The 18,193-nt window shown below is 69.3% G+C and carries 18 protein-coding genes and 1 pseudogene; 10 read left to right on the top strand and 9 right to left on the bottom strand.

Annotation, left to right across the window (positions count from 1 at the left end):
• Window positions 1-292: 292 nt before the first annotated feature.
• The 4 genes and pseudogenes from ACPXY0_RS04285 to ACPXY0_RS04270 form a co-directional block, all read right to left on the bottom strand.
• Complete coding sequence (locus tag ACPXY0_RS04285; RefSeq protein ID WP_423928795.1) at window positions 293-1,543, bottom strand: aminotransferase class V-fold PLP-dependent enzyme; 1,251 nt, start codon at window positions 1,541-1,543, stop codon at window positions 293-295.
• Between the two features lie 99 nt (window positions 1,544-1,642).
• Window positions 1,643-1,738 (bottom strand): hypothetical protein, encoded by a 96-nt coding sequence (locus ACPXY0_RS04280; protein ID WP_423930565.1) that lies wholly within the window; start codon window positions 1,736-1,738, stop codon window positions 1,643-1,645.
• 115 nt (window positions 1,739-1,853) lie between these two features.
• A pseudogene (locus ACPXY0_RS04275) lies at window positions 1,854-1,976 on the bottom strand (type II toxin-antitoxin system PemK/MazF family toxin); the annotation flags it as partial.
• Complete coding sequence (locus tag ACPXY0_RS04270; protein ID WP_423928793.1) at window positions 1,976-2,236, bottom strand: AbrB/MazE/SpoVT family DNA-binding domain-containing protein; 261 nt, start codon at window positions 2,234-2,236, stop codon at window positions 1,976-1,978. The gene ACPXY0_RS04270 and the pseudogene ACPXY0_RS04275, both read right to left, overlap by 1 nt.
• Before the next feature lie 140 nt (window positions 2,237-2,376).
• Here ACPXY0_RS04270 and ACPXY0_RS04265 point away from each other — a divergent pair, with 140 nt between their 5' ends.
• The 7 genes from ACPXY0_RS04265 (at window position 2,377) to ACPXY0_RS04235 (ending at window position 8,796) form a co-directional block, all read left to right on the top strand.
• Window positions 2,377-2,904 (top strand): cupin domain-containing protein, encoded by a 528-nt coding sequence (locus ACPXY0_RS04265; protein ID WP_423928791.1) that lies wholly within the window; start codon window positions 2,377-2,379, stop codon window positions 2,902-2,904.
• Window positions 2,905-2,935: 31 nt separating this feature from the next.
• Window positions 2,936-4,642 carry an amidohydrolase gene (locus ACPXY0_RS04260; RefSeq protein WP_423928789.1) on the top strand — a complete coding sequence of 569 codons (1,707 nt, stop codon included), beginning with the start codon at window positions 2,936-2,938 and terminating at the stop codon, window positions 4,640-4,642.
• A gap of 1 nt (window position 4,643) precedes the next feature.
• A complete protein-coding gene (locus ACPXY0_RS04255) occupies window positions 4,644-6,362 on the top strand; it encodes an amidohydrolase (protein ID WP_423928787.1) in 1,719 nt (572 codons plus the stop codon).
• Window positions 6,363-6,394: 32 nt separating this feature from the next.
• Complete coding sequence (locus tag ACPXY0_RS04250) at window positions 6,395-7,234, top strand: hypothetical protein (RefSeq protein WP_423928785.1); 840 nt, start codon at window positions 6,395-6,397, stop codon at window positions 7,232-7,234.
• A gap of 113 nt (window positions 7,235-7,347) precedes the next feature.
• Window positions 7,348-7,572, top strand: coding sequence for an AbrB/MazE/SpoVT family DNA-binding domain-containing protein (locus tag ACPXY0_RS04245; RefSeq protein WP_423928783.1), 225 nt, complete (start codon window positions 7,348-7,350; stop codon window positions 7,570-7,572).
• 10 nt (window positions 7,573-7,582) lie between these two features.
• The gene (locus tag ACPXY0_RS04240; RefSeq protein ID WP_423928781.1) at window positions 7,583-7,894 is read left to right on the top strand and encodes a type II toxin-antitoxin system PemK/MazF family toxin; all 312 of its coding nucleotides are present in this window, start codon (window positions 7,583-7,585) and stop codon (window positions 7,892-7,894) included.
• Window positions 7,895-8,016: 122 nt separating this feature from the next.
• Entirely contained in the window at window positions 8,017-8,796 is a 780-nt protein-coding gene (locus ACPXY0_RS04235; RefSeq protein ID WP_419941261.1) for an enoyl-CoA hydratase/isomerase family protein, read from the top strand.
• A gap of 105 nt (window positions 8,797-8,901) precedes the next feature.
• Here ACPXY0_RS04235 and rpmA read toward each other — a convergent pair whose 3' ends face one another.
• From rpmA to ACPXY0_RS04215, 4 genes are all read right to left on the bottom strand, one after another.
• On the bottom strand, window positions 8,902-9,159 hold the full coding sequence (gene rpmA, locus ACPXY0_RS04230) for a 50S ribosomal protein L27 (RefSeq protein ID WP_423928779.1): 258 nt from the start codon (window positions 9,157-9,159) through the stop codon (window positions 8,902-8,904).
• Window positions 9,159-9,728 (bottom strand): 50S ribosomal protein L21, encoded by a 570-nt coding sequence (gene rplU / locus ACPXY0_RS04225; protein ID WP_423928777.1) that lies wholly within the window; start codon window positions 9,726-9,728, stop codon window positions 9,159-9,161. Before rplU ends, rpmA begins: the two co-directional genes overlap by 1 nt.
• A 112-nt stretch (window positions 9,729-9,840) precedes the next feature.
• Window positions 9,841-11,388: an Rne/Rng family ribonuclease gene (locus ACPXY0_RS04220; protein ID WP_423928775.1), complete on the bottom strand. Its 1,548-nt coding sequence runs from the start codon at window positions 11,386-11,388 to the stop codon at window positions 9,841-9,843.
• Between the two features lie 223 nt (window positions 11,389-11,611).
• Window positions 11,612-12,838, bottom strand: coding sequence for an acyl-CoA dehydrogenase family protein (locus ACPXY0_RS04215; protein ID WP_423928773.1), 1,227 nt, complete (start codon window positions 12,836-12,838; stop codon window positions 11,612-11,614).
• 213 nt (window positions 12,839-13,051) lie between these two features.
• On the opposite strand from ACPXY0_RS04215, the gene ACPXY0_RS04210 reads away from it, so the two are divergent.
• The 3 genes from ACPXY0_RS04210 (at window position 13,052) to ACPXY0_RS04200 (ending at window position 16,841) form a co-directional block, all read left to right on the top strand.
• Window positions 13,052-13,582 carry a sigma-70 family RNA polymerase sigma factor gene (locus ACPXY0_RS04210; protein WP_423928771.1) on the top strand — a complete coding sequence of 177 codons (531 nt, stop codon included), beginning with the start codon at window positions 13,052-13,054 and terminating at the stop codon, window positions 13,580-13,582.
• A 60-nt stretch (window positions 13,583-13,642) separates the two neighbouring features.
• Entirely contained in the window at window positions 13,643-14,440 is a 798-nt protein-coding gene (locus tag ACPXY0_RS04205) for an anti-sigma factor family protein (protein ID WP_423928769.1), read from the top strand.
• A gap of 82 nt (window positions 14,441-14,522) precedes the next feature.
• The gene (locus ACPXY0_RS04200; protein WP_423928767.1) at window positions 14,523-16,841 is read left to right on the top strand and encodes a TonB-dependent receptor; all 2,319 of its coding nucleotides are present in this window, start codon (window positions 14,523-14,525) and stop codon (window positions 16,839-16,841) included.
• Here ACPXY0_RS04200 and ACPXY0_RS04195 read toward each other — a convergent pair.
• Window positions 16,807-18,126: a RecQ family ATP-dependent DNA helicase gene (locus ACPXY0_RS04195; protein WP_423928765.1), complete on the bottom strand. Its 1,320-nt coding sequence runs from the start codon at window positions 18,124-18,126 to the stop codon at window positions 16,807-16,809. The two genes, ACPXY0_RS04200 and ACPXY0_RS04195, sit on opposite strands and share 35 nt — an antisense overlap.
• Window positions 18,127-18,193 lie beyond the last annotated feature (67 nt).

Raw genomic sequence — 18,193 nt, 5'->3', positions numbered from 1 at the left:
AGATCGAGTTTGCCGGAGTCATTTGATTTCCAAGAGATCCGTTTGGTTACTGTCGTGGGTGGGAACCAAGGCTCTGCCTGCGTCCCCGTTCACCGTTGAGTTCCGGTGTGCAATGCTCGAGTTTGAGCGCCTTAAGCCTGTTTGTTGGCCGGGCACCAAGATCAAGTCGAACAGCGTGGAGTGTCGAGGCCGTGAAACAGGTAGTGGTGGCGAGCAACCCAAATGGTTGCGGTTTCGCTCGGAACGGCAAGTGCTCAATCCGCAAACAGAGCGGGGCACGAGGTTGCGACGCCTATGCGCGGGCGGCGAGCACTCCCAGCAGGCGGTCGACGTCGTCGCGGTTGTTGAACATGGCGACGGCGGCGCGGAGGAGTTCTCCTCCCTCCTGGTACGTGAACCGGACTCCTTCGGCGTTCAGGGCGTCGGCGAGTTCCTCCGAGTCCATGCCGTGATAGAAGCTCACGATCGGTGACGGGTTGGCCGGCGGCGTGAAGAGCTTCATCCCCAGCCCCGCCGCACCCTCGCGGAGTTCGCCGGCGAGGGCGTGCGTGTGCTCGGCGATGGGCGCCAGCCCCACCTCGCCGATGAACCCGAGCGCGGCGTCCATGGCCGCGACGGGACCGAGGGCGAGGCTCCCGTGCTCGAACTTCCGGGCGTCCGTCCTGAGCCGGTACTGGTGCTCCGGGAGCGTCTCGGCCACCTGCGCGTGGCCGAAGCGGTCGGGTTGCATCCAGTCGTGGTGCTCGCTCCGCACGTAAAGGATCGAGCACCCGAAGTCGGCGTGGAGCCACTTGTACCCGTTGCCGCAGGCGAAATCGACGCCCTCGGCGTGGAGGTTGGTCGGGAACGTGCCGAACGCCTGGATCCCGTCCGCGAACAGGTACCCGCCCCGGGCGTGCGCGATCTCGGCCAGCGTCGGGAGGTCGTGCCGGAATCCGTTGCGGTTCGAGACCCACGCCACGCTGATGAGACGCGTGCGGTCGTCCGTGTACGCGTCGTAGTCCTCGGGGTGGGCGCGTCCCTCGCGCGACGGGATGATCCGGAGTTCGACGCCCTCCCGCCGCTCAAGTTCCCGATAGACGACGAAGGCGGTGGTGAAATGGAGTTCGTCGATGACGACGTTGTCGCCCGGCCGCCAGTCGATCCCGTTGGCCACGACGTTCTCGCCGTCGCTCGTGTTGAAGAGGAAGGCGATCTCGGCCTCGTCCGCGCCGAACAGGTCCGCGAAGCGGCTCCGGGCCCGCGCCACGGCGCGCCCGCGGCTCCCGGGATCCCGGTACGTCATCTTCTCATCCGCGTAGGCGACGAGCGCTTCGCGGACGGGACGCGGCAGCGGCCCCGTGGAGGCGGTGTTCAGATACGCCAGTTCCTCGGTGACGGGAAACTGACCCCGGATCCCCAGCGGGTCGTCGTCCGAAGCGGACTTCGGGAGCGTGGCCGGCCGAGGCTCCGCGGCGTGCGCGGCCAGGGCCGGAGCGGCGGGGAGCGCGAGCCCCGCGGCGGCGGTCGTCTTCACGAAGTTTCTGCGGCTCCAACCGTTCATCCCATTCTCCTGCGTGCTCTGACCTGCGGCGTGTCACGGACTCCGCGAAACGTACGCCTGCAACCCGCTCGCGGTACAGCGCGGGGCAGCCGAAGCCCGCTACTCTCCGTACATCTCCGTGATGACGCGGCGCAGTTCAGACGCCTTCTCCGCGGACAGTCGGTCGAGTTGCCTCCGGAGCCGGCGCTTGCTGATCGCCCGGATCCGGTCGACCGCGATTTCCGCATCCTTCCCTGCGCACGCAATACTGTACGCGCGTTCGCCACTGCGGATGCACCGTCGGGGTCAAGGGACAGACCACGACGGTGTCCAGGAACCGGTTCATGTCGTTCCGGCTGACCACAACCACGGGTCCGACCTTCCTGATCTCCGCCCCGATGGTCGGGTTCAGGTCGGCGCAATGGATCGTATAGCGCCTGGGGAAGTCCGCCATCAATCCAGGCCGTCCGCGACCGTGTCTTCGAAATCGCCCCAGTCCTCGCCGTCCGCCGCCATGGCGCGGTACGTGTCTTCCCACGACCCACGCTTATTCGGCTCGCCGTGGAGAATGATCCCGTTCTCCGCCTCCTCAAGGACCAGCGAATCGTTCCACCCGTATTTCCGCAACAAGACCTTGGGGAGACGAATGCCCCTCGAGTTACCGATGGGGACGAGTTTGACGCTACGTGTGGTTGAAGCCTTGTCCATCGTCATGTCCTCTTCTGATTAGCATGTAGTAATTGCTGTAATTACGCGGGTTCGGTGGTCAAGCGGTGGACCGGGGGCCGGAGCCGCATCTAGAATGCGGCCCGTCACCAGCATGCCCGACAACTCTTGCTGACGGAGCCGACACCATGTCGAAGCTGATCCTCGTTGCCCTCGCCGTGGGCGCCCTCTGGAGCGCTGCGGGGGACAACGCACAGGAAAACCCGGCTGCGACCCACATCTCCGCCGCCGACATTCTCGCCACGACCGGGAGCGCGCCCGAAGGCCGGGTCAGCGATCAGCAGATCCGGCACATCGACGCGGGCGGACACAACGTGGGACTCGGCGTCGTCCAGCGCCCGCCGAGCTCCTCGCTCGGGGCGATCCAGCACCACAAGCAGACGGAGGTCTACTACGTCGTCTCCGGACGCGGCACGCTGGTGACGGGAGGCGAACTCACCGACGGGCGCGCGCTCGATCCCGAGGGCCAGACGGTGCGGACGCTCACGGGGCCCAGCTCCGTCGGTGGCATCGAAGGCGGGGAGAGCCGCGATGTCGGCCCCGGGGACATGGTCATCATCCCGGCCGGCTCACCGCACGGCTTCAGCGAGATCACCGAGACGATCACCTACATCGTCGTGCGCGTGGACCCGGAACAGCTGGTCGAGCTAAAGTAGGGCCGACACAAACACTTCAGAGGGGGACGCGATGAGCGACTTCACGCGGCGAGACTTCATGGCGCTCAGCGGCCTGGCCGCGGGCGGCGCGGCCGCGGGCGGCTGCGCACCCCGCGGCGGCAACCGCGGGTCGGGCGGCGGCGCGGGTGGAGGCCACGCCGACCTCGTCGTCCGCGGCGCGACCGTCTACACCGTCGACGACGACACTCCCCGGGCCGAGGCCTTCGCCGTGAAGAGCGGTCGCTTCCTCGCGGTCGGCTCGAGCGCCGACGTCTCGAACCTCATCGGCCCCGGTACCGATGTCATCGAGGGCGGCGGGATGACCGTCGTCCCCGGCTTCATCGACGCCCACAATCACCCCTTCTACTCCGGCACCAAGCACCTCAAGCAGGTGAGCCTCGACGTCCGTTCGATCGAGTCCATCAAGAGCGCGCTCGGCGAGCGCGCCCAGAACACGCCGCCGGGGCAGTGGGTGCAGGGCTTCCTGTACGACGACACCAAGCTCGAGGACGGACGGCCGCTGACGCGGGCCGATATCGACGACGCCGTCCCGGACCACCCCGTGTCGGTCACGCACCGGGGCGGCCACACCGGCGTCTACAACTCGCGGGCGTTCGAACTCGCCGGGATCACCGCCGACACGCCCGACCCGCCCGGCGGCATGTACTACCGCGAGAACGGCGAACTCACGGGGCGCGTGGCGGAACACGCCAAGGAACCGCTCGAGAGCCTCATCCCCGCCGGCACCACGCGCGCGGAGCGGCAGGAGAGCATCCGTCTCATCGGCGAGCGCATGGCCGCGGCGGGCCTCACCTCCGTCCACGAGACCGGCGCCGGCAACGACCTCGTCTGCTACCAGGACGCTCACGCCGCGGGCGAACTTCACTTTCGCGCCTACGTCTTTCCCAATGGCGGCCGGTCCGGCCTCTTCCCCGCCCTCAAGGCAGCCGGCATCCGGACAGGTTTCGGGGACGACTGGATCAGGGTGGGCGGCATCAAGTACGGGGCCGACGGCTCAGCCTCGGAGCGCACGATGGCCATGTCCACGCCCTATGTCGGGCGCCCCGACGACTACGGGATCCTCACGATGAACCAGGAGGAGATCCACGAGGCGGTGGACGACGCGGTGCGGAACGGGTGGCAGATCGGGATCCACTCGAACGGCGACCTCGCCATTGACATGTGCCTCAACGCGTTCGAGCGCGCGCAGCGCGAGATGCCGCAGGCCGACCCCCGTTTCCGCCTCGAGCACTGCTCGCTCGTGAACGACGACCTCCTGCGGAGGATCCGGGACGTGGGGGCGATCCCGACGCCGTTCTATACCTACGTCCACTATCACGGAAACAAGTGGGGCGAGTACGGCGCCGAAAAGATGGAATGGATGTTCGCGCACCGGAGGTTCATCGACTACGGGATCCCGGTGGCGGGCGCCTCCGACTATCCGCCGGGTCCGTTCGAGGCGCTGATGGGCATCCAGAGCATGGTCACGCGCACGGACATGCAGGGCCGCGAGTGGGGTCCCAGCCAGAAGATCTCCGTCGAGGAGGCGCTGCGCGTGTGCACGATCAACGGGGCCCACGCGGCGTTCGAGGAAGGGATCAAGGGCTCGATCACGGCGGGCAAGCTGGCCGACTTCGTGATGCTCGGCGACGACCCGCACACCGTCGATCCCTTCGCGATCAAGGAGATCGAGATCGTGCGCACCGTCGTCGGAGGGCGCACCACCTACGAGGCCTGAGATGAAGGAGACGAGGATGAACGAGGTCAATCGGCGGGAGTTCGTGGCGCTTTCGGGACTGGCGGCGGGAGGCGCCGCGCTGGCGGGTTGCGCAGCCCCGGGCGGGAGCGGTGGATCCTCCGGGGGCGGCTCCGGGCACGCGGACCAGGTCGTGACCAACGCCACGATCTACACCGTCGACGACGACAACCCGCGGGCCGAGGCGCTGGCCGTGAAGAGCGGCCGCTTCCTCGCCGTGGGCTCGAACAGCGACATCGCGAACCTCGTCGGGCCGGGCACGGAGCGGATCGACGCGGGCGGCGGCACCGTCGTCCCCGGCTTCATCGACTCGCACAACCACCCCTCCTCGGCCGGCATGCGGCACCTCACGCAGGTGGACATGAACATCCGCACCATCGAGGGGATGAAGTCCGCCCTCCGCGAGCGGGCCCAGAACACGCCCCCGGGTGATTGGGTCGTCGGCTTCCTGTACGACGACACCAAGATCGAGGAAGGCCGGCCCCTCTCCCGGACGGACATCGACGAGGCGGTCCCCGACCACCCCGTCCAGGTCACCCACCGCGGCGGACACACGAGCGTGTACAACTCGAAGGCGTTCGAGCTGGCCGGGATCACGGTCGACACGCCCGACACGCCCGGCGGGCACTTCTACCGCGAGAACGGCGAGCTGACGGGCAAGGTGGCCGAACGCGCGCGACGGCCGCTGCAGCGCCTCGTCCCCGGCGGAAGCACCCGCGAGCAGCGGGCGGAAGGCGTCGCCCTCATCGGACAGCTCATGTCCGCGGCCGGCCTCACCTCCGTGCACGAGACGGGGGGGAGCAACCAGGGACTGACCGCGCTGCAGGACGCCTACGACGCGGGGGATCTCCGCTTCCGCATGTACTACTTCCCCTCCGGAGGCGGCGGCCTGTTCGCGGCCCTCAAGCAGGCCGGGATCCGCACCGGGTTCGGCGACGAGAACCTGCGCATCGGCGCGGTCAAGTACGGGGCGGACGGCTCGGCCTCCGAGCGCACCATGGCGATGCGCACGCCGTACATCGGCCGCCCCGACGACTACGGCATCCTCACCATGACCCAGGAGGAAATCCACGAGGCGGTGGACGACGCCGTCCGGGCCGGGTTCCAGATCGGGATCCACGCCAACGGCGACAAGACGATCGACATGTGCCTCAACGCCTACGAGCGGGCCCAGCGCGAGATGCCGCAGGCCGACCCCCGCTTCCGCCTCGAGCACTGTTCGCTGGTGGACGACCCGCTCCTCCGGCGCATCAAGGACATCGGCGCCATCCCCACGCCCTTCTACACCTACGTCCACTTTCACGGGAACAAGTGGGGCGAATACGGACCGGAGAAGATGGAATGGATGTTCGCGCACCGGAGGTTCCTCGACTATGACATTCCGGTGGCCGGGGCGTCCGACTATCCGCCGGGCCCGTTCGAGGCGCTGATGGCGATCCAGAGCATGGTCACGCGCACGGACATGCAGGGCCGGGAGTGGGGCCCGAGCCAGAAGATCTCCGTCCCCGAGGCGCTCCGCATCTGCACGATCAACGGCGCCCATGCCTCCTTCGAGGAGGACATCAAGGGCTCGATCACCTCGGGCAAGCTGGCGGATTACGTCATCCTCGGCGCCGACCCGCACACGACCGACCCGCACGCGATCAAGGAGATCGAGGTCGTCCGCACCGTCGTCGGCGGCCGCACGACGCACGAGGCCTGAACCAGGAGGCCTGAACCAGGAGGAGGGGGGAGATGCTGGATCAACCGGTCGTCGATGTCGCGCTGGGTCTCGCCCTGCTCTATGTCGTCCTCAGCCTCGCGGCGTCGGCGATCACGGAGTGGATCTCCGCCCTGCTGGGACTCCGGTCGAAGAACCTGCGGGCGGGCGTCGAGTCGCTCCTGGGGAAGGAGTACGCGGAGAAGGTCTACGCGCATCCGCTGATCGCGAATCTCGCCAGGGACGGGAAGCTGCCGTCCTACATCGAGCCCGACACGATGGCGATGGCGCTGCTCGATCTGCTCGCCCACGATGATGACGGGAAGCCCGTGGTCGATCTGGCGGGCCCGGCGACCGCCCTCGTCGAGCGGGTGGACGGCGACCACGTACTGGGGCCGACACTGCGCGCCCTCGCCGCTCGCGGCGTCGGCACGGTGGACGGCCTCCGCGGGCAGGTCGCGGGCTGGCTCGACGAGGGGATGAACCGCGTCTCCGGCTGGTACAAGAGGCGGGCCCACGTCCTCATCTTCGTCATCGGCGCCGTCGTCACGGTGGCGGCGAACGCCAGCACGCTCCACCTCGCCCGCGACCTCTGGACGGACGCCGCCCTCCGCGAATCGGTGGCTCAACTCGCGGCACAGGCGGCCGAGGCCGGGACGCTGGCCGAGGCCGATGTGCCCGATCTCGGGGCCTTCCCCCTCGGCTGGGAAGACGCGGGCCTCGGCGACTGGAGCTTCCTCGACTGGATCGCCCGGGTGCTCGGGTGGCTGATCACGATCTCCGCCGTCAGTCTCGGGGCCCCCTTCTGGTTCGACATCCTCGGCAAGGTCGCGAGGCTCCGCGCCGCGGGTGGGAGACGGGCCCAAACCCCGTAGCTTCGGTGCCGGTTTGCATCCGTGCAGGTGCGTCCCGGATCAGAGTTTCTTATTTTCTGAAAAATCAGAAACGCGAGCGGAGTACACATCAGAAACGCGAGCGGGGTACACAGATGAATCTCTCCAGGATCACAGCGCGGGGTCAGACCACTATTCCCAAGAAGATCCGCGATGAGGCAGGCTTGATCGAGGGTGATATCCTCGCCTTTGAGATCGCGGGTGAGCACCTGATCGTTCGCAAGGTGGCGCCGAGTCCCGATGGCTACCTGCGCGGTCTCTCGGAGACCATGACCGAATGGGCCTCACCCGAAGATGAGGAAGCATGGCGTGACCTCTGAGCCGCTCGACGTGGTCATCGTCCCCTTCCCCTTCACGGACAGGGACACATCGCGACGGCGGCCGGCACTCGTCGTTTCGTCGGAGAGTTTCCACACCCGGCATCGGCAATCGATCCTGGCGATGATCACATCGACGCGTGGGGAGTGGTCCAGCGATGTATCGATTCGGCGCTGGCGCGAAGCCGGTCTTCACGTGCCGTGCAAGGTTCGCCTCAAGCTCTTCACGCTCGACGAGTCCCTGATCATTGGCAGGATCGGCAGGCTGTCGGAGGAAGACGGCCTCGCACTGAAAGAAGCCCTGCGTCGTGCGCTGGTGATCTGATGAGAGGGCGAGGACGCCGGTGCATAGCCCCGTGACGTCTCGGGTGATACCGTTCGACCGGCGGCCGTCCCGCACCGCCGGGAAGGTCCGAAAACCAGCCAACCTGAAGCCTCGGAGTCGTCATGGGTGACGTCCTTCTCGTCGAGAAACTCCACGGACATATCGCCAAGCTCACGGTCAACCGGCCGGACAAGCTCAACGCGCTGAACGGCCAGGTGCGGTGCGCCGTGTTCGGCGCGCTCGATGCCCTCGGGGCGGACGACGATGTGCGCGTCGTGGTGCTCACGGGTGCGGGCGACCGCTCGTTCATCGCCGGCGCGGACATCGCGGAGTTCAAGGACGCGCGGCCGGTCGAGCAGTACCGGGCCATGCAGCGCGGCGACATCTACGGGGCGGTCGAGCGCTTCCCGAAGCCCGTGATCGCCATGATCAACGGGTTCTGCCTCGGCGGCGGGTGCGAACTCGCCATGGCGTGCGACATGCGGGTCGCGTCCACGGCGGCCCGGATCGGTCAGCCCGAGATCAACCTGGGGCTTATCCCGGGCGCGGGCGGCACGCAGCGGCTCCCGCGGCTCGTCGGGGAGGGCTGGGCGATGCGGCTCATCATGAGCGGAGAGCTGATCACCGGCGAGAAGGCCGAGCAGATCGGGCTCGTCGAAGCAGCAGTAGCGCCCGAGGAGCTCGAAGGCCACGTCATGGAACTCGCCTCGAAGATCGCCGTTCGGAGCCCGCTCGCGCTTCAGGCCGCCAAGGAATCCATCATGGCCGCGCGCCGGATGCCGCTGGACGAGGGGCTGAAGTTCGAGCGGAGCTGGTTCTCGCTCCTCTTCTCGACGGACGACATGGCGGAAGGCGTCGGCGCCTTCCTGGAGAAGCGGAAGCCCGAGTTCACAGGCTCCTGACGCCGCCCGGCCTGGCTCCGGGGGGCCCCGGCAGGGCTGGCAGCCGGTGGCGGTGCGGCTGGCAGCCAGCGCCGGGTGCTGGCCGTGGCCAGCTCTTGGTGGCGGTTACGCCGCGGGGGTCACCACGCTGACGAAGCGGCGGCCGCGCCGGCGGTGGAACTCCACGACGCCGTCGGAGAGCGCGTAGAGCGTATCGTCCCGGCCCCGGCCGACGTTCCGGCCCGGATGGAAGGGTGTCCCCCGCTGGCGGATGAGGATGTGACCCGCGACGACGCGCTCTCCACCGTACCGCTTGACGCCGAGGTACTGCGCGTTCGAATCGCGCCCGTTGCGGCTGGATCCGACACCTTTCTTGTGTGCCATCAGTCGTCCCCCTCCGCCGCCGCGCTCGCCTCGTCCACATCCTTCTTCAGGATGCGGCCGCCCTTGCCCGTCCCCTCGATCGCGGACAGGTCGAGACCGTGGGACTCGGCCAACTCACGCGCCGCGTCGGTAATGTCGAACTCCTCCGGCACGGCCGCGGCAGCGGCGGCTTCCGGCTCGGCCGCGGCTTCCGGCTCGACCGCGGCTTCCGGCTCGGTCGCAGCTTCCGGCTCGGCCGCGGCTTCCGGCTTTCCGTCCGAGAGGTCGATCCCGAGGATGCGGATCTCGGTGAAGCCCTGGCGGTGTCCCTGCTTGCGCCGGTAGCCCTTCCGCCGCTTCATCTTGTAGACGATGATCTTGTCGCCGCGGCCGTGGCTCACCACCTCGGCCGCCACGGAGGCCCCCGCAACCGACGGGGTGCCCACCTGAACGTCGCCCTCTCGTTCGAGGAGAAGCACATCCCCGAACGTCACCGTGTCGCCGGGCTCGGCCTCGAGCGAGGGGATGCGGAGCACCGCGTCCTCCACCGCGCGAAACTGCTTCCCCTGGGCCTTGAAAATCGCGTACATATCGTCAGACCATCACCGGAGAATCGAAGGAAGTCGGACCGACGAGTCTATCCGCGCTCAGCGGATGTGTCAAACAGGATCGGTGCCGAACAGAACCCGGCCGCGGGCGCGGCTACTCGCTGGAAATGTACTTCTTCGTGACGTCGGACTCGGCGGGGTGGGCGAGGAGCCGGAACTCGTCGAGGCGGAGGAGAGGATTGTCGCGCAGTTCGAGGGGGATCCCGGCGCTGGCTCGCTTCCGGTTCAGGAACTCGCGCTCGCGCTCCAGGAGGTGCAGGGCGATGACCGGGTGGGTGAGGATCGTGATCCCCCGCTCCTTGCCGGCGGCGGCCACGCGGTCAAGCGCCCGTTCGACCCGGCGCACGACCGTCTCGGAGGCCAGGATCATCCCCTCCCCGTTACAGCCCCGACACGGCTCCATCATGCGCTGGTGCAGGCTGGGGCTCACCCGCTGCCGGCTCAGCTGGAGCAGCCCGAGTTCGGAGATGCCGAACACCTTCGTGCGGGCGCGGTCGCGGCCCAGCAGCGTCCGCATCTGCTGCACGACCTTCTGCCGCGACTCCTCGTCGTTCATGTCGATGAAGTCGATCACGATGATGCCGCCGACATCGCGCAGCCGGAGTTGGCGCGCGATCTCGGTCGCCGCCTCGAGGTTCGTCTTGAGGATCGTCTGCGCGGGATCCCGGCGACCCGTATAGCGCCCGGTGTTCACATCGATCGACACCAGCGCCTCGGTCTGTTCGATGACGACGTAGCCGCCGGCGGGGAGCCGGACGTTGCGCCGGAACGCACGCCGGAGCTCCTCTTCTATGCCGAACTCGTCGAAGATCGGCTTCGAATCCTCGTAGAGCCGCACCCGGTCGAGCCCGCCGGGGTCCACCTGCCCCAGGTAGGACTTGATCTCGCGATGCAGATCCTGCGAGTCCACGGTCAGGAGGTCGATCCGGTCGGAGAACAGATCCCGGATCACGCCGGACGTGAATCGCGCGTCCTGATACACGAGGGCCGGCGCCTTCACACCCCGCTGCTTCCGGCGGATCTTCGTCCACGCCTTCCGCAGGGCGCGAAGCTCCCCCGTGCAGGCCTCCTTCGTCATCTCCTCGCCGACGGTGCGGACGATGACCCCACCCTCGTCCCCGAGGATTTCCCGCGCCATCTCGCGCAGGCGGGCCCGCACCTCCCGTTCCGAGATCTTGCGACTGACGCCGATATGAGATGAGCCGGGGAGGTAGACGAGGAACCGGCCCGGAAGCGAGATCTGGGTGGTGATGCGAGGGCCCTTCGTGCCGATGGACTCCTTCGTCACCTGGACGAGGAGCGACTGGCCCTTGGAGAGCTGATCCTGGATCGGAGGATGGGACCGGTCACGATTCCGCCGCCGCCCTTCGTTGGCCCCGTTCGGGTCCGTGACCTCGTCCTCGTCGTCGTCTTCGTCGGGCTCGAGGTCGGAGGCGTGGAGGAAGCCGGACTTCCCGACCCCGATGTCGACGAACGCGGCCTGAAGACCGGGCACGATCGCCTCGACCACGCCGAGATAGATGTCCCCGACGATGCGGCGCTCGTCCGGCCGCTCATACATGAGCTCGACGAGCTGGCGGTCTTCCAGAATCGCGACCCGTTTCTCGCGGGTCGTGGCGTTGACGACGATCTCGCGGCGCAAGCCGTCAGCGTGCGCGCGCGGCTGCCGTCCCCGATTGCGTTAGCAGAGGATCGACTTCCTGTTGTTCGCGTTTCAGGTGGACGGGCCGGCCGGGGGCCGGGCGTCCATGTATCTGATCGTACGGCGAGGTTTCGGGTACGATGGGTACGGTCGGCTGCGATCCAAGATAACAGCCTGTCGCGGGCCACGCTGACGTCGGCTGGCAGCAGGTCCCGCAGGGGCCTCAGGCGAGCGTGCCCGCCTCGCGGAGCACCTCGCGGGAGATCACGATCTTGAGGATCTCGCTCGTCCCCTCGCCGATCTCCGTGATCTTCGCGTCACGCATCATCCGTTCGACGGGATACTCGCGCGAATAGCCATACCCGCCGTGCAGCTGCACCGCCATCGAGGTCACGTCCATCGCCGTCTCGGAGGCGAACAGCTTGGCCATGGCCGCCTCCTTCTTGTGCCTCCTTCCGGACATCCGGAGCCGGGCGGCGTGATGCATCATGAGCCGGGCGGCGTGGATGCGCGTCTCGGCCTCGGCAAGCATGAAGCGGACGCCCTGGAAGTCCTGAATCCGCTTGTTGAACTGCTTTCGCCCGGCCGTGTAGCGGACCGCCTGGTCGAGAGCGCCCTGCGCGATCCCGATCGCGTGCGCCGCGATCCCCACCCGTCCGCCATCGAGCGTGTCGAGGAAGATCGGGAACCCCTGGTCCACCTCGCCGAGCACGTTCTCCTCCGTGACCTCCACATCCTCCAGGATCAGTTCACGCGTGTCGGAGGCGTTCCAGCCCAGCTTGCGGAGCTTCTCCCCGGTGACGAACCCCGGCATCGGCTCGAGGTCGGGCGAGTGCCCGAACCCGACGCGTTCGGCATCAGCGAGGTCGCAGGTCTCCTTCGTGAGGAGGAAGGCGGTGATGCCCCGGGAGCCCTTCTCCGGCGAAGTGAGCGCGGCGAGGACGAACACCTCGCCCACGCCGCCGTGCGTGATCCACGTCTTGCGCCCGTTCAGGACCCACCGGTCGCCGACCTTGCGGGCCGTCGTCCGCATGGAGGCGGCGTCCGAACCCGATCCCGGCTCGGTGAGCCCGAACCCGCCCAGCACCTGCCCGCTCGCCAGCGGACGCAGGAAGCGCTCCTTCTGCTCCTCCGTGCCCCAGCGGTGGATCGGCGTCGCGGCGAGGGACGTGTGCGCCCCGATCATGATCGAGTGGCTGGCGTCCACTCGGGCCAGTTCCTCCACCGCGATCGCCGCAGCCAGCAGATCCATCCCCGCCCCGCCGATTTCCTCCTGGAAGGGGATGCCGAACAGGCCCAGTTCGGCCATTTGCGCGCCGGTCTCCCACGGGAAATCCTCGGACTCGTCGTATTCCGCAGCGATCGGCGCGATCTCCGCCTCGGCGAATTCGCGCACCAGGTCGCGCATCATCTCGTGATGGTCTTCCAGTTGATAGCTCGACTCGCCCATCGAATCCCTTCTGCAGGTATCGTCACACCCGGCGCCGCACGCGTTCTCCAACGCAGTATCCCGCCGGCCGCCGGGGGCCTAACCTACCGGAGGCGGGCGTCCCGCCGAAACGTCCGGATCATACCGGACACGTCACGATCCGGCCTGCGCGCGCGTTGACCGTATGAGTGGCAGGGGTTTGGCCCACGGCGCTCTGCGCGTGCCGGAAACGGTGTGGATGGGAGAACCGTGGACTTCGAGGCGGCGTATAACAGCCATTGGGTGCCCCTCTTCCGGTACGTCGACCGGTTGGTCGGTGATCCGGATCTGGCAGCGGATGTCGCCCAGGAGTCGTTTGTGCGGCTGCTCGACCAGGCCATTCCCGATGATGAGGTGCGAAGGTGGTTGTTCACGGTCTCGACGAATCTGGTGCGGGACGACGCGCGCATGACCGCACGCCGGCGCCGGTTGCTTGCGCAGCAGTATGAGCAGTTGGAGCTGACGCGCGAGCCGTTGGAGGCTCCGGATCGGGCGGTCGTGAGATCGGAGAGGATCGCGGCGGTGCGCGCCGCGCTGGCGCAGTTGCCCGAGCGTGACCGACAGCTGTTGCTGATGAGGGAGGAAGGGTTCCGCTACGCGGAGATCGCGAAGGCGGTCGAGGTCGCGCCGGGATCCGTCGGGACGCTGCTCGCGCGGGCTCTGGCCCGGTTCGTGGAGGCGCTGGACCCGCGCATCGCGGAGGACGAGGCCCGTCGCGGGAGGTGATTGCTCCCCCCGGCGGTGACTGAGCGATAGATGAGAAGGAAGTGTTGGGAGGTCGTGAAGATGAGCCACCACAGAGATCCGCATGTCGACGACGGCGCGCTGCTCGCGCTCCTGGACGGGGAACTCTCCGCCGAGGAGCGGCGACGCGTCGAGAACCACGCGACGAGTTGCGCGGTCTGCGCCGCGCGGCGCGATGAGTTGCGGTTCGCGGTGCGGCGGGTGACGTCGGCGCTCGAGGTCATGGACGTACCGGCCGCCTGGGTCGAGATGCCCGAGGCGTTGCGCGAGGCGGCGCGATCCGCGCCCGTCCCGCTCGCGAGCGCCCGCGCGGCGCGCAGCGGGTGGCGCATCGGGTGGCGCATCGGGTGGATGGGCCGCCGCTCCGTCGCGGTGGCCGCCGGCCTGACGCTCCTGCTGGCCGCGGGGGCCTACGCTGTTCCCGGGTCGCCGGTACGCGGCTGGGTCGACGGCGGGGTCGAAGCCCTCGCGGCGTGGATCGCGAGCGGACCCGAGGAACCGGGCCAGGCCGGGCCGAGCCAGGTGTCGGTCGAGCCGGACGACGGGTCGGTGCGGGTCACGGTCGCAGGCGGGCGTGAAGGCCTGCGGCTCACGATCCGGCTCACCGACGGGGAGCAGGCCTCGGTGAGGGCCCTTGACGTGAACTTCCACGTGGAACCGGGCGTCATCGAAGTCAGCGGCGCGGCGGATGAGATCCTCGTGACCTTGCCTCGCGGGGCCGCTTCGGGTTCTGTAATGATCGACGACAGCGAAGTCGTCCGTCTCGAAGGCGGTGAGTTGCGCCGCACCGAATCGGCCGATGCGAGCCCGGTGCAGATCCTTCTCGGCACCGACGGGTAGCAGCGGGCTGTTGCGGCGGGCGACGGGTAGCGACGCGAAGATCTAACGAGCCTCGAAGGCGGGTCCCGGGATGACGAACCCCATGCACCGCAGGTCGGGGCGCGTCTCCCATCCCACGGGACCGCGCGCTGGTGCGGCATCGCGCGGCGCGCTCCTCTGCCTGCTGGGTATCGTCCTGCTCCCCACGCCCCGGGCCTTCGCCCAGGCGAAGCCGGACCGACCCGCCGGCGGCGGTGTCCACGGCCGGGTGCTGAGCGCCGAAGCCCAGATGCCGCTCGAGGGCGCGTCCGTCGAGATCCGATTCCCCGGCACCACCTGGTTCGTGATCACGGACGCGGACGGCGCGTACCGGGTGTCGGGGCTCCCGCCGGGGCCTGTGCTCGTCCTGGCCCGGGCGCTCGACCGCGCGCCGCTCCAGACCGGCGTCGTCGTCCCCGCCGGTGGTGACATCCCGCTCGATCTGGCGCTCGAGCGAGAGCCCGTCGTCATGCCGGGCCTCTTCGCCCAGGTCGCCGCCCGGCGGCTGACCGTGCCCGGAATGACCCGTGACGGATTCCGCGAAGAAGGGGAGACGGAACTCCGCGCCCTCGACTCGTCTCCGGGCGTAGCCGAGGCTGGCCTCACGGTCGACGGGCGCGGCAACGACCCGAACGATCCGACCAGCGTGCTCTACGTGCGCGGGGCCGCGTCCGACCTGAAGCTCGTGCTCCTCGACGGCGCGCCCGTATACGCGCCCTTCCATCTCAGCGGCCTGCTCGACGCCTTTCCCGACGGCGTGCTCCAGAACGCGTCGCTCTACATCGGCGGGACGCCGGCCCGCTACGACGGGGGGCTCTCGTACGTGCTGGATCTCGAGACCCGCCAGGGCGACGCGGAACGTTTTCGGACCGCCGGCTCGGCCGACCTCCTCGGGGGCGGAGGCCGGATCGAGGGCCCGATCGGTAGCGCGGGACGGGTACTCGTGAGCGGTCGGGCGCTCCACGGACTCGGGTATCGGTTCATCACGGACGAACGGCAGATGCCGTACGAGTACGGTGACGTCCTGGGTCGCATCGACTACCGGCTGGGGCCCGGGACACTGTCCGGAACGGGGTTCTGGAACCGCGAGTCCGTCCTCCTCGACATCGGGCGGCTGGAGGACACCGGGGCGGTGGAGTCGGCCTACTGGGGCAACCTGGCGGGTTCGCTGAGCTATCGCCTTCCCGTGGGAGAGGGGACGGTCACGCTCAGAGGCGCCTACGGACGGTTCGCCACCGGGCTCCCGCTGCCGCGCGACAAGGAACTCGACGCGGGGGTCTTCTTCGCGGACGCACTCGGACGCACATCGCGGTCGCGGGCCGAGGCCATCTTCGAATCGGGCGGGGACAGGATCCGCTGGGCCGCGGGGGGCGGCTTCGACACGCACGAGACGGCGCTCGACCAGCGGAACGTGCTGGGCGGCCAGACATCGCACGTGCTGACCCACGCCATCACGCGGGCAAACGTGACCGCGGCGTGGGGCGAGGCCATCTGGGAGGTCGCGCGCGAGCTGGAGGTGAGAGGCGGGTTCCGGGCCAGCTACTTCGCTCCGGCCGGCCGCGCGAAATTCGCCCCGCGGGCCACAGTGACCTGGCACATCACGGAGGCGGCGGACCTTCGGCTCTCGGCGGGGAGATTCTTCCAGGTCGTGCTGGGACCCGAGTCCATCCTCTCCGGCGACCTCACCGGTCCCACCGTGGGCCGGATTCTCCCCGCGGGGGACTCCACCCCTCCGAGCCCGAACGCGGCGTCGAACGTCGCGGGCGCATCACACGTCGTGGTCGGGTTCTCGAACGCGCTCGAGAACGGGGTCGACGCCGGCGTCGAGGGCTACTTCAAGTCCTTCGACGACCTGCCCAACGCGGCTGATCACCTCTTCTCCTCGGGCCTGGACCTGTGGGTGCAGGCGAAGGAAGGCCCGGTGCGCGGTTGGGTCGGCTATTCGATCGCCTGGGTATGGACGAACGACCCGGAGGAAGAGACGCCGTTCGTCGGCCGGCAGCTCCTGAGCGGCGGGCTCTCGGCGGAGGCGCAGGACTTCGACTTCGGTATCCGGCTCGCCTATGGGGCCGGCCTACCGTTCTCGGCCGTGACCCGGGCGCGGGACGCGAAGGGGGCCGTGACGGGGGAAGCTCCCGTGCCGACGCTGTCGGGCGCACCGGAAGACTCCTACCTGAGGCTCGACGCCGAGGTGTCCCGGCGCTGGGTCGCGAGCGTGGGCGATTCCCCACTCGTCATCGCCCCCTATGTGCGGGTGCTGAACGCGCTCGGTAGCCGCGACGCGCTCTTCTACCGGGCGGGGCCGGAGGAGGCGGTCGCGCGCCCCGTGCCGCTCGGCTCCCTTCCGCTCATCGCCGTGCTCGGGGTGGCGTGGTCGTTCTGATGTGCCGGCCCGGCCGGGGCGCGGGGCCGGCCCGGCCGCGCTCGCAGTTGTCGCAGCCGCCGCACGCGGGGGCCCGCTCCCCGAAGTAGGCGGCGATCGCCGCGCGCCGGCACCCGGCCGTCTCGATGTAGGCGCGCATGGCCGCCCGGCGCACGGCTTCGGCCGCGGCGCGTTCCGGGTCGAGGGGCTCCTCGCCGCGTGCGCCGCCCGGGGGACCGCCCGGCCGGGCCCGCTCGCGCCGGACGAACCGCAGGACGCCGCGCCGCGGGGCGCGCACCGCGACCATCACGCACCGCGCCGCTTCTCCGTCGCGTCCGGCGCGACCCGCTGCCTGGACGTATTCCTCCAGCGACTGGGGAGCGCCCAGGTGCGCCACGAGCCGCACGTGCGGGTGGTCGATCCCCATCCCGAAGGCCGTCGTGGCGCAGACCACGCGGATGCGGCTGTCCAGGAAGGCCCGCTGCGTCACCTGGCGGCGCTCGATCGGCAGGCGCGCATGGTAGGGGGCGGCGGCAACGCCCGACCGCGACAGCGAGATCGCGAGTTGGGCGCTCAGCCCCCGCGTGCGCGCGTACACCACGGCCGATCCGCGGCACGCCGTGACCTCCTGCCGGACCCGCTCGTACGCGGCGCTCAGATCGGGCGCCGACTCGACGGAGTAGCGCAGGTTCGGCCGGTCGCCGGGCACGAACACGCGGATCGGCCCGTCCATCCCCAGGAGACGCTCGACCTCCCGCCGGGTGCGCGCCGTCGCGGTGGCCGTGAGCGCGGTGAGCGGCGGATTCCCCAGCCGTTCGCGCGCCCCGCCGATGCCCAGGTAGGCCGGGCGGAAGTCGTGTCCCCACTGCGACACGCAGTGCGCCTCGTCCACCGCGATCCCGCCGAGGCCGATCCTCCGCAGCCGTTCGCAGACGGCGTGGTTCTCCAGCCGCTCGGGCGCGAGGTAGAGGAGATCGAGCCCGCCGTGCCCCGCACGCTCGAGCGCCTCGTTCACGACGTCCCGGGGCGTGGCGCTCGTCCAGCCGAGGGCCTTAATGCCCCGCCGCCCCGCCCCGCCGACCTGGTCGTCGATGAGCGAGATGAGCGGCGACACGACGAGCGTGGGCCGGGGGCGCAGCAGGGCCGGAATCTGGAAGCAGACGGACTTCCCGAACCCCGTCGGCAGCACGGCGAGCGTGTCGCGCCCGCTGAGCACCGCCTCGACGACGCGCGACTGGGCCGGGCGGAAGTCGTCGTAGCCGAATCGGGCCTTCAGGAGTTCGCGGGCCTGCTGCAGGGTGCTCACCCCCGCGAGATGACGTGCCCGATCAACGGCGGATCAACGGACCGGGCGGACCCGCCGCGGCAGAGCC

Origin of the sequence: Candidatus Palauibacter sp. (assembly GCF_965237495.1) — a bacterium.
Lineage (GTDB): Bacteria > Gemmatimonadota > Gemmatimonadetes > Palauibacterales > Palauibacteraceae > Palauibacter.
This window is presented reverse-complemented; position numbering and strand designations above follow the sequence as displayed.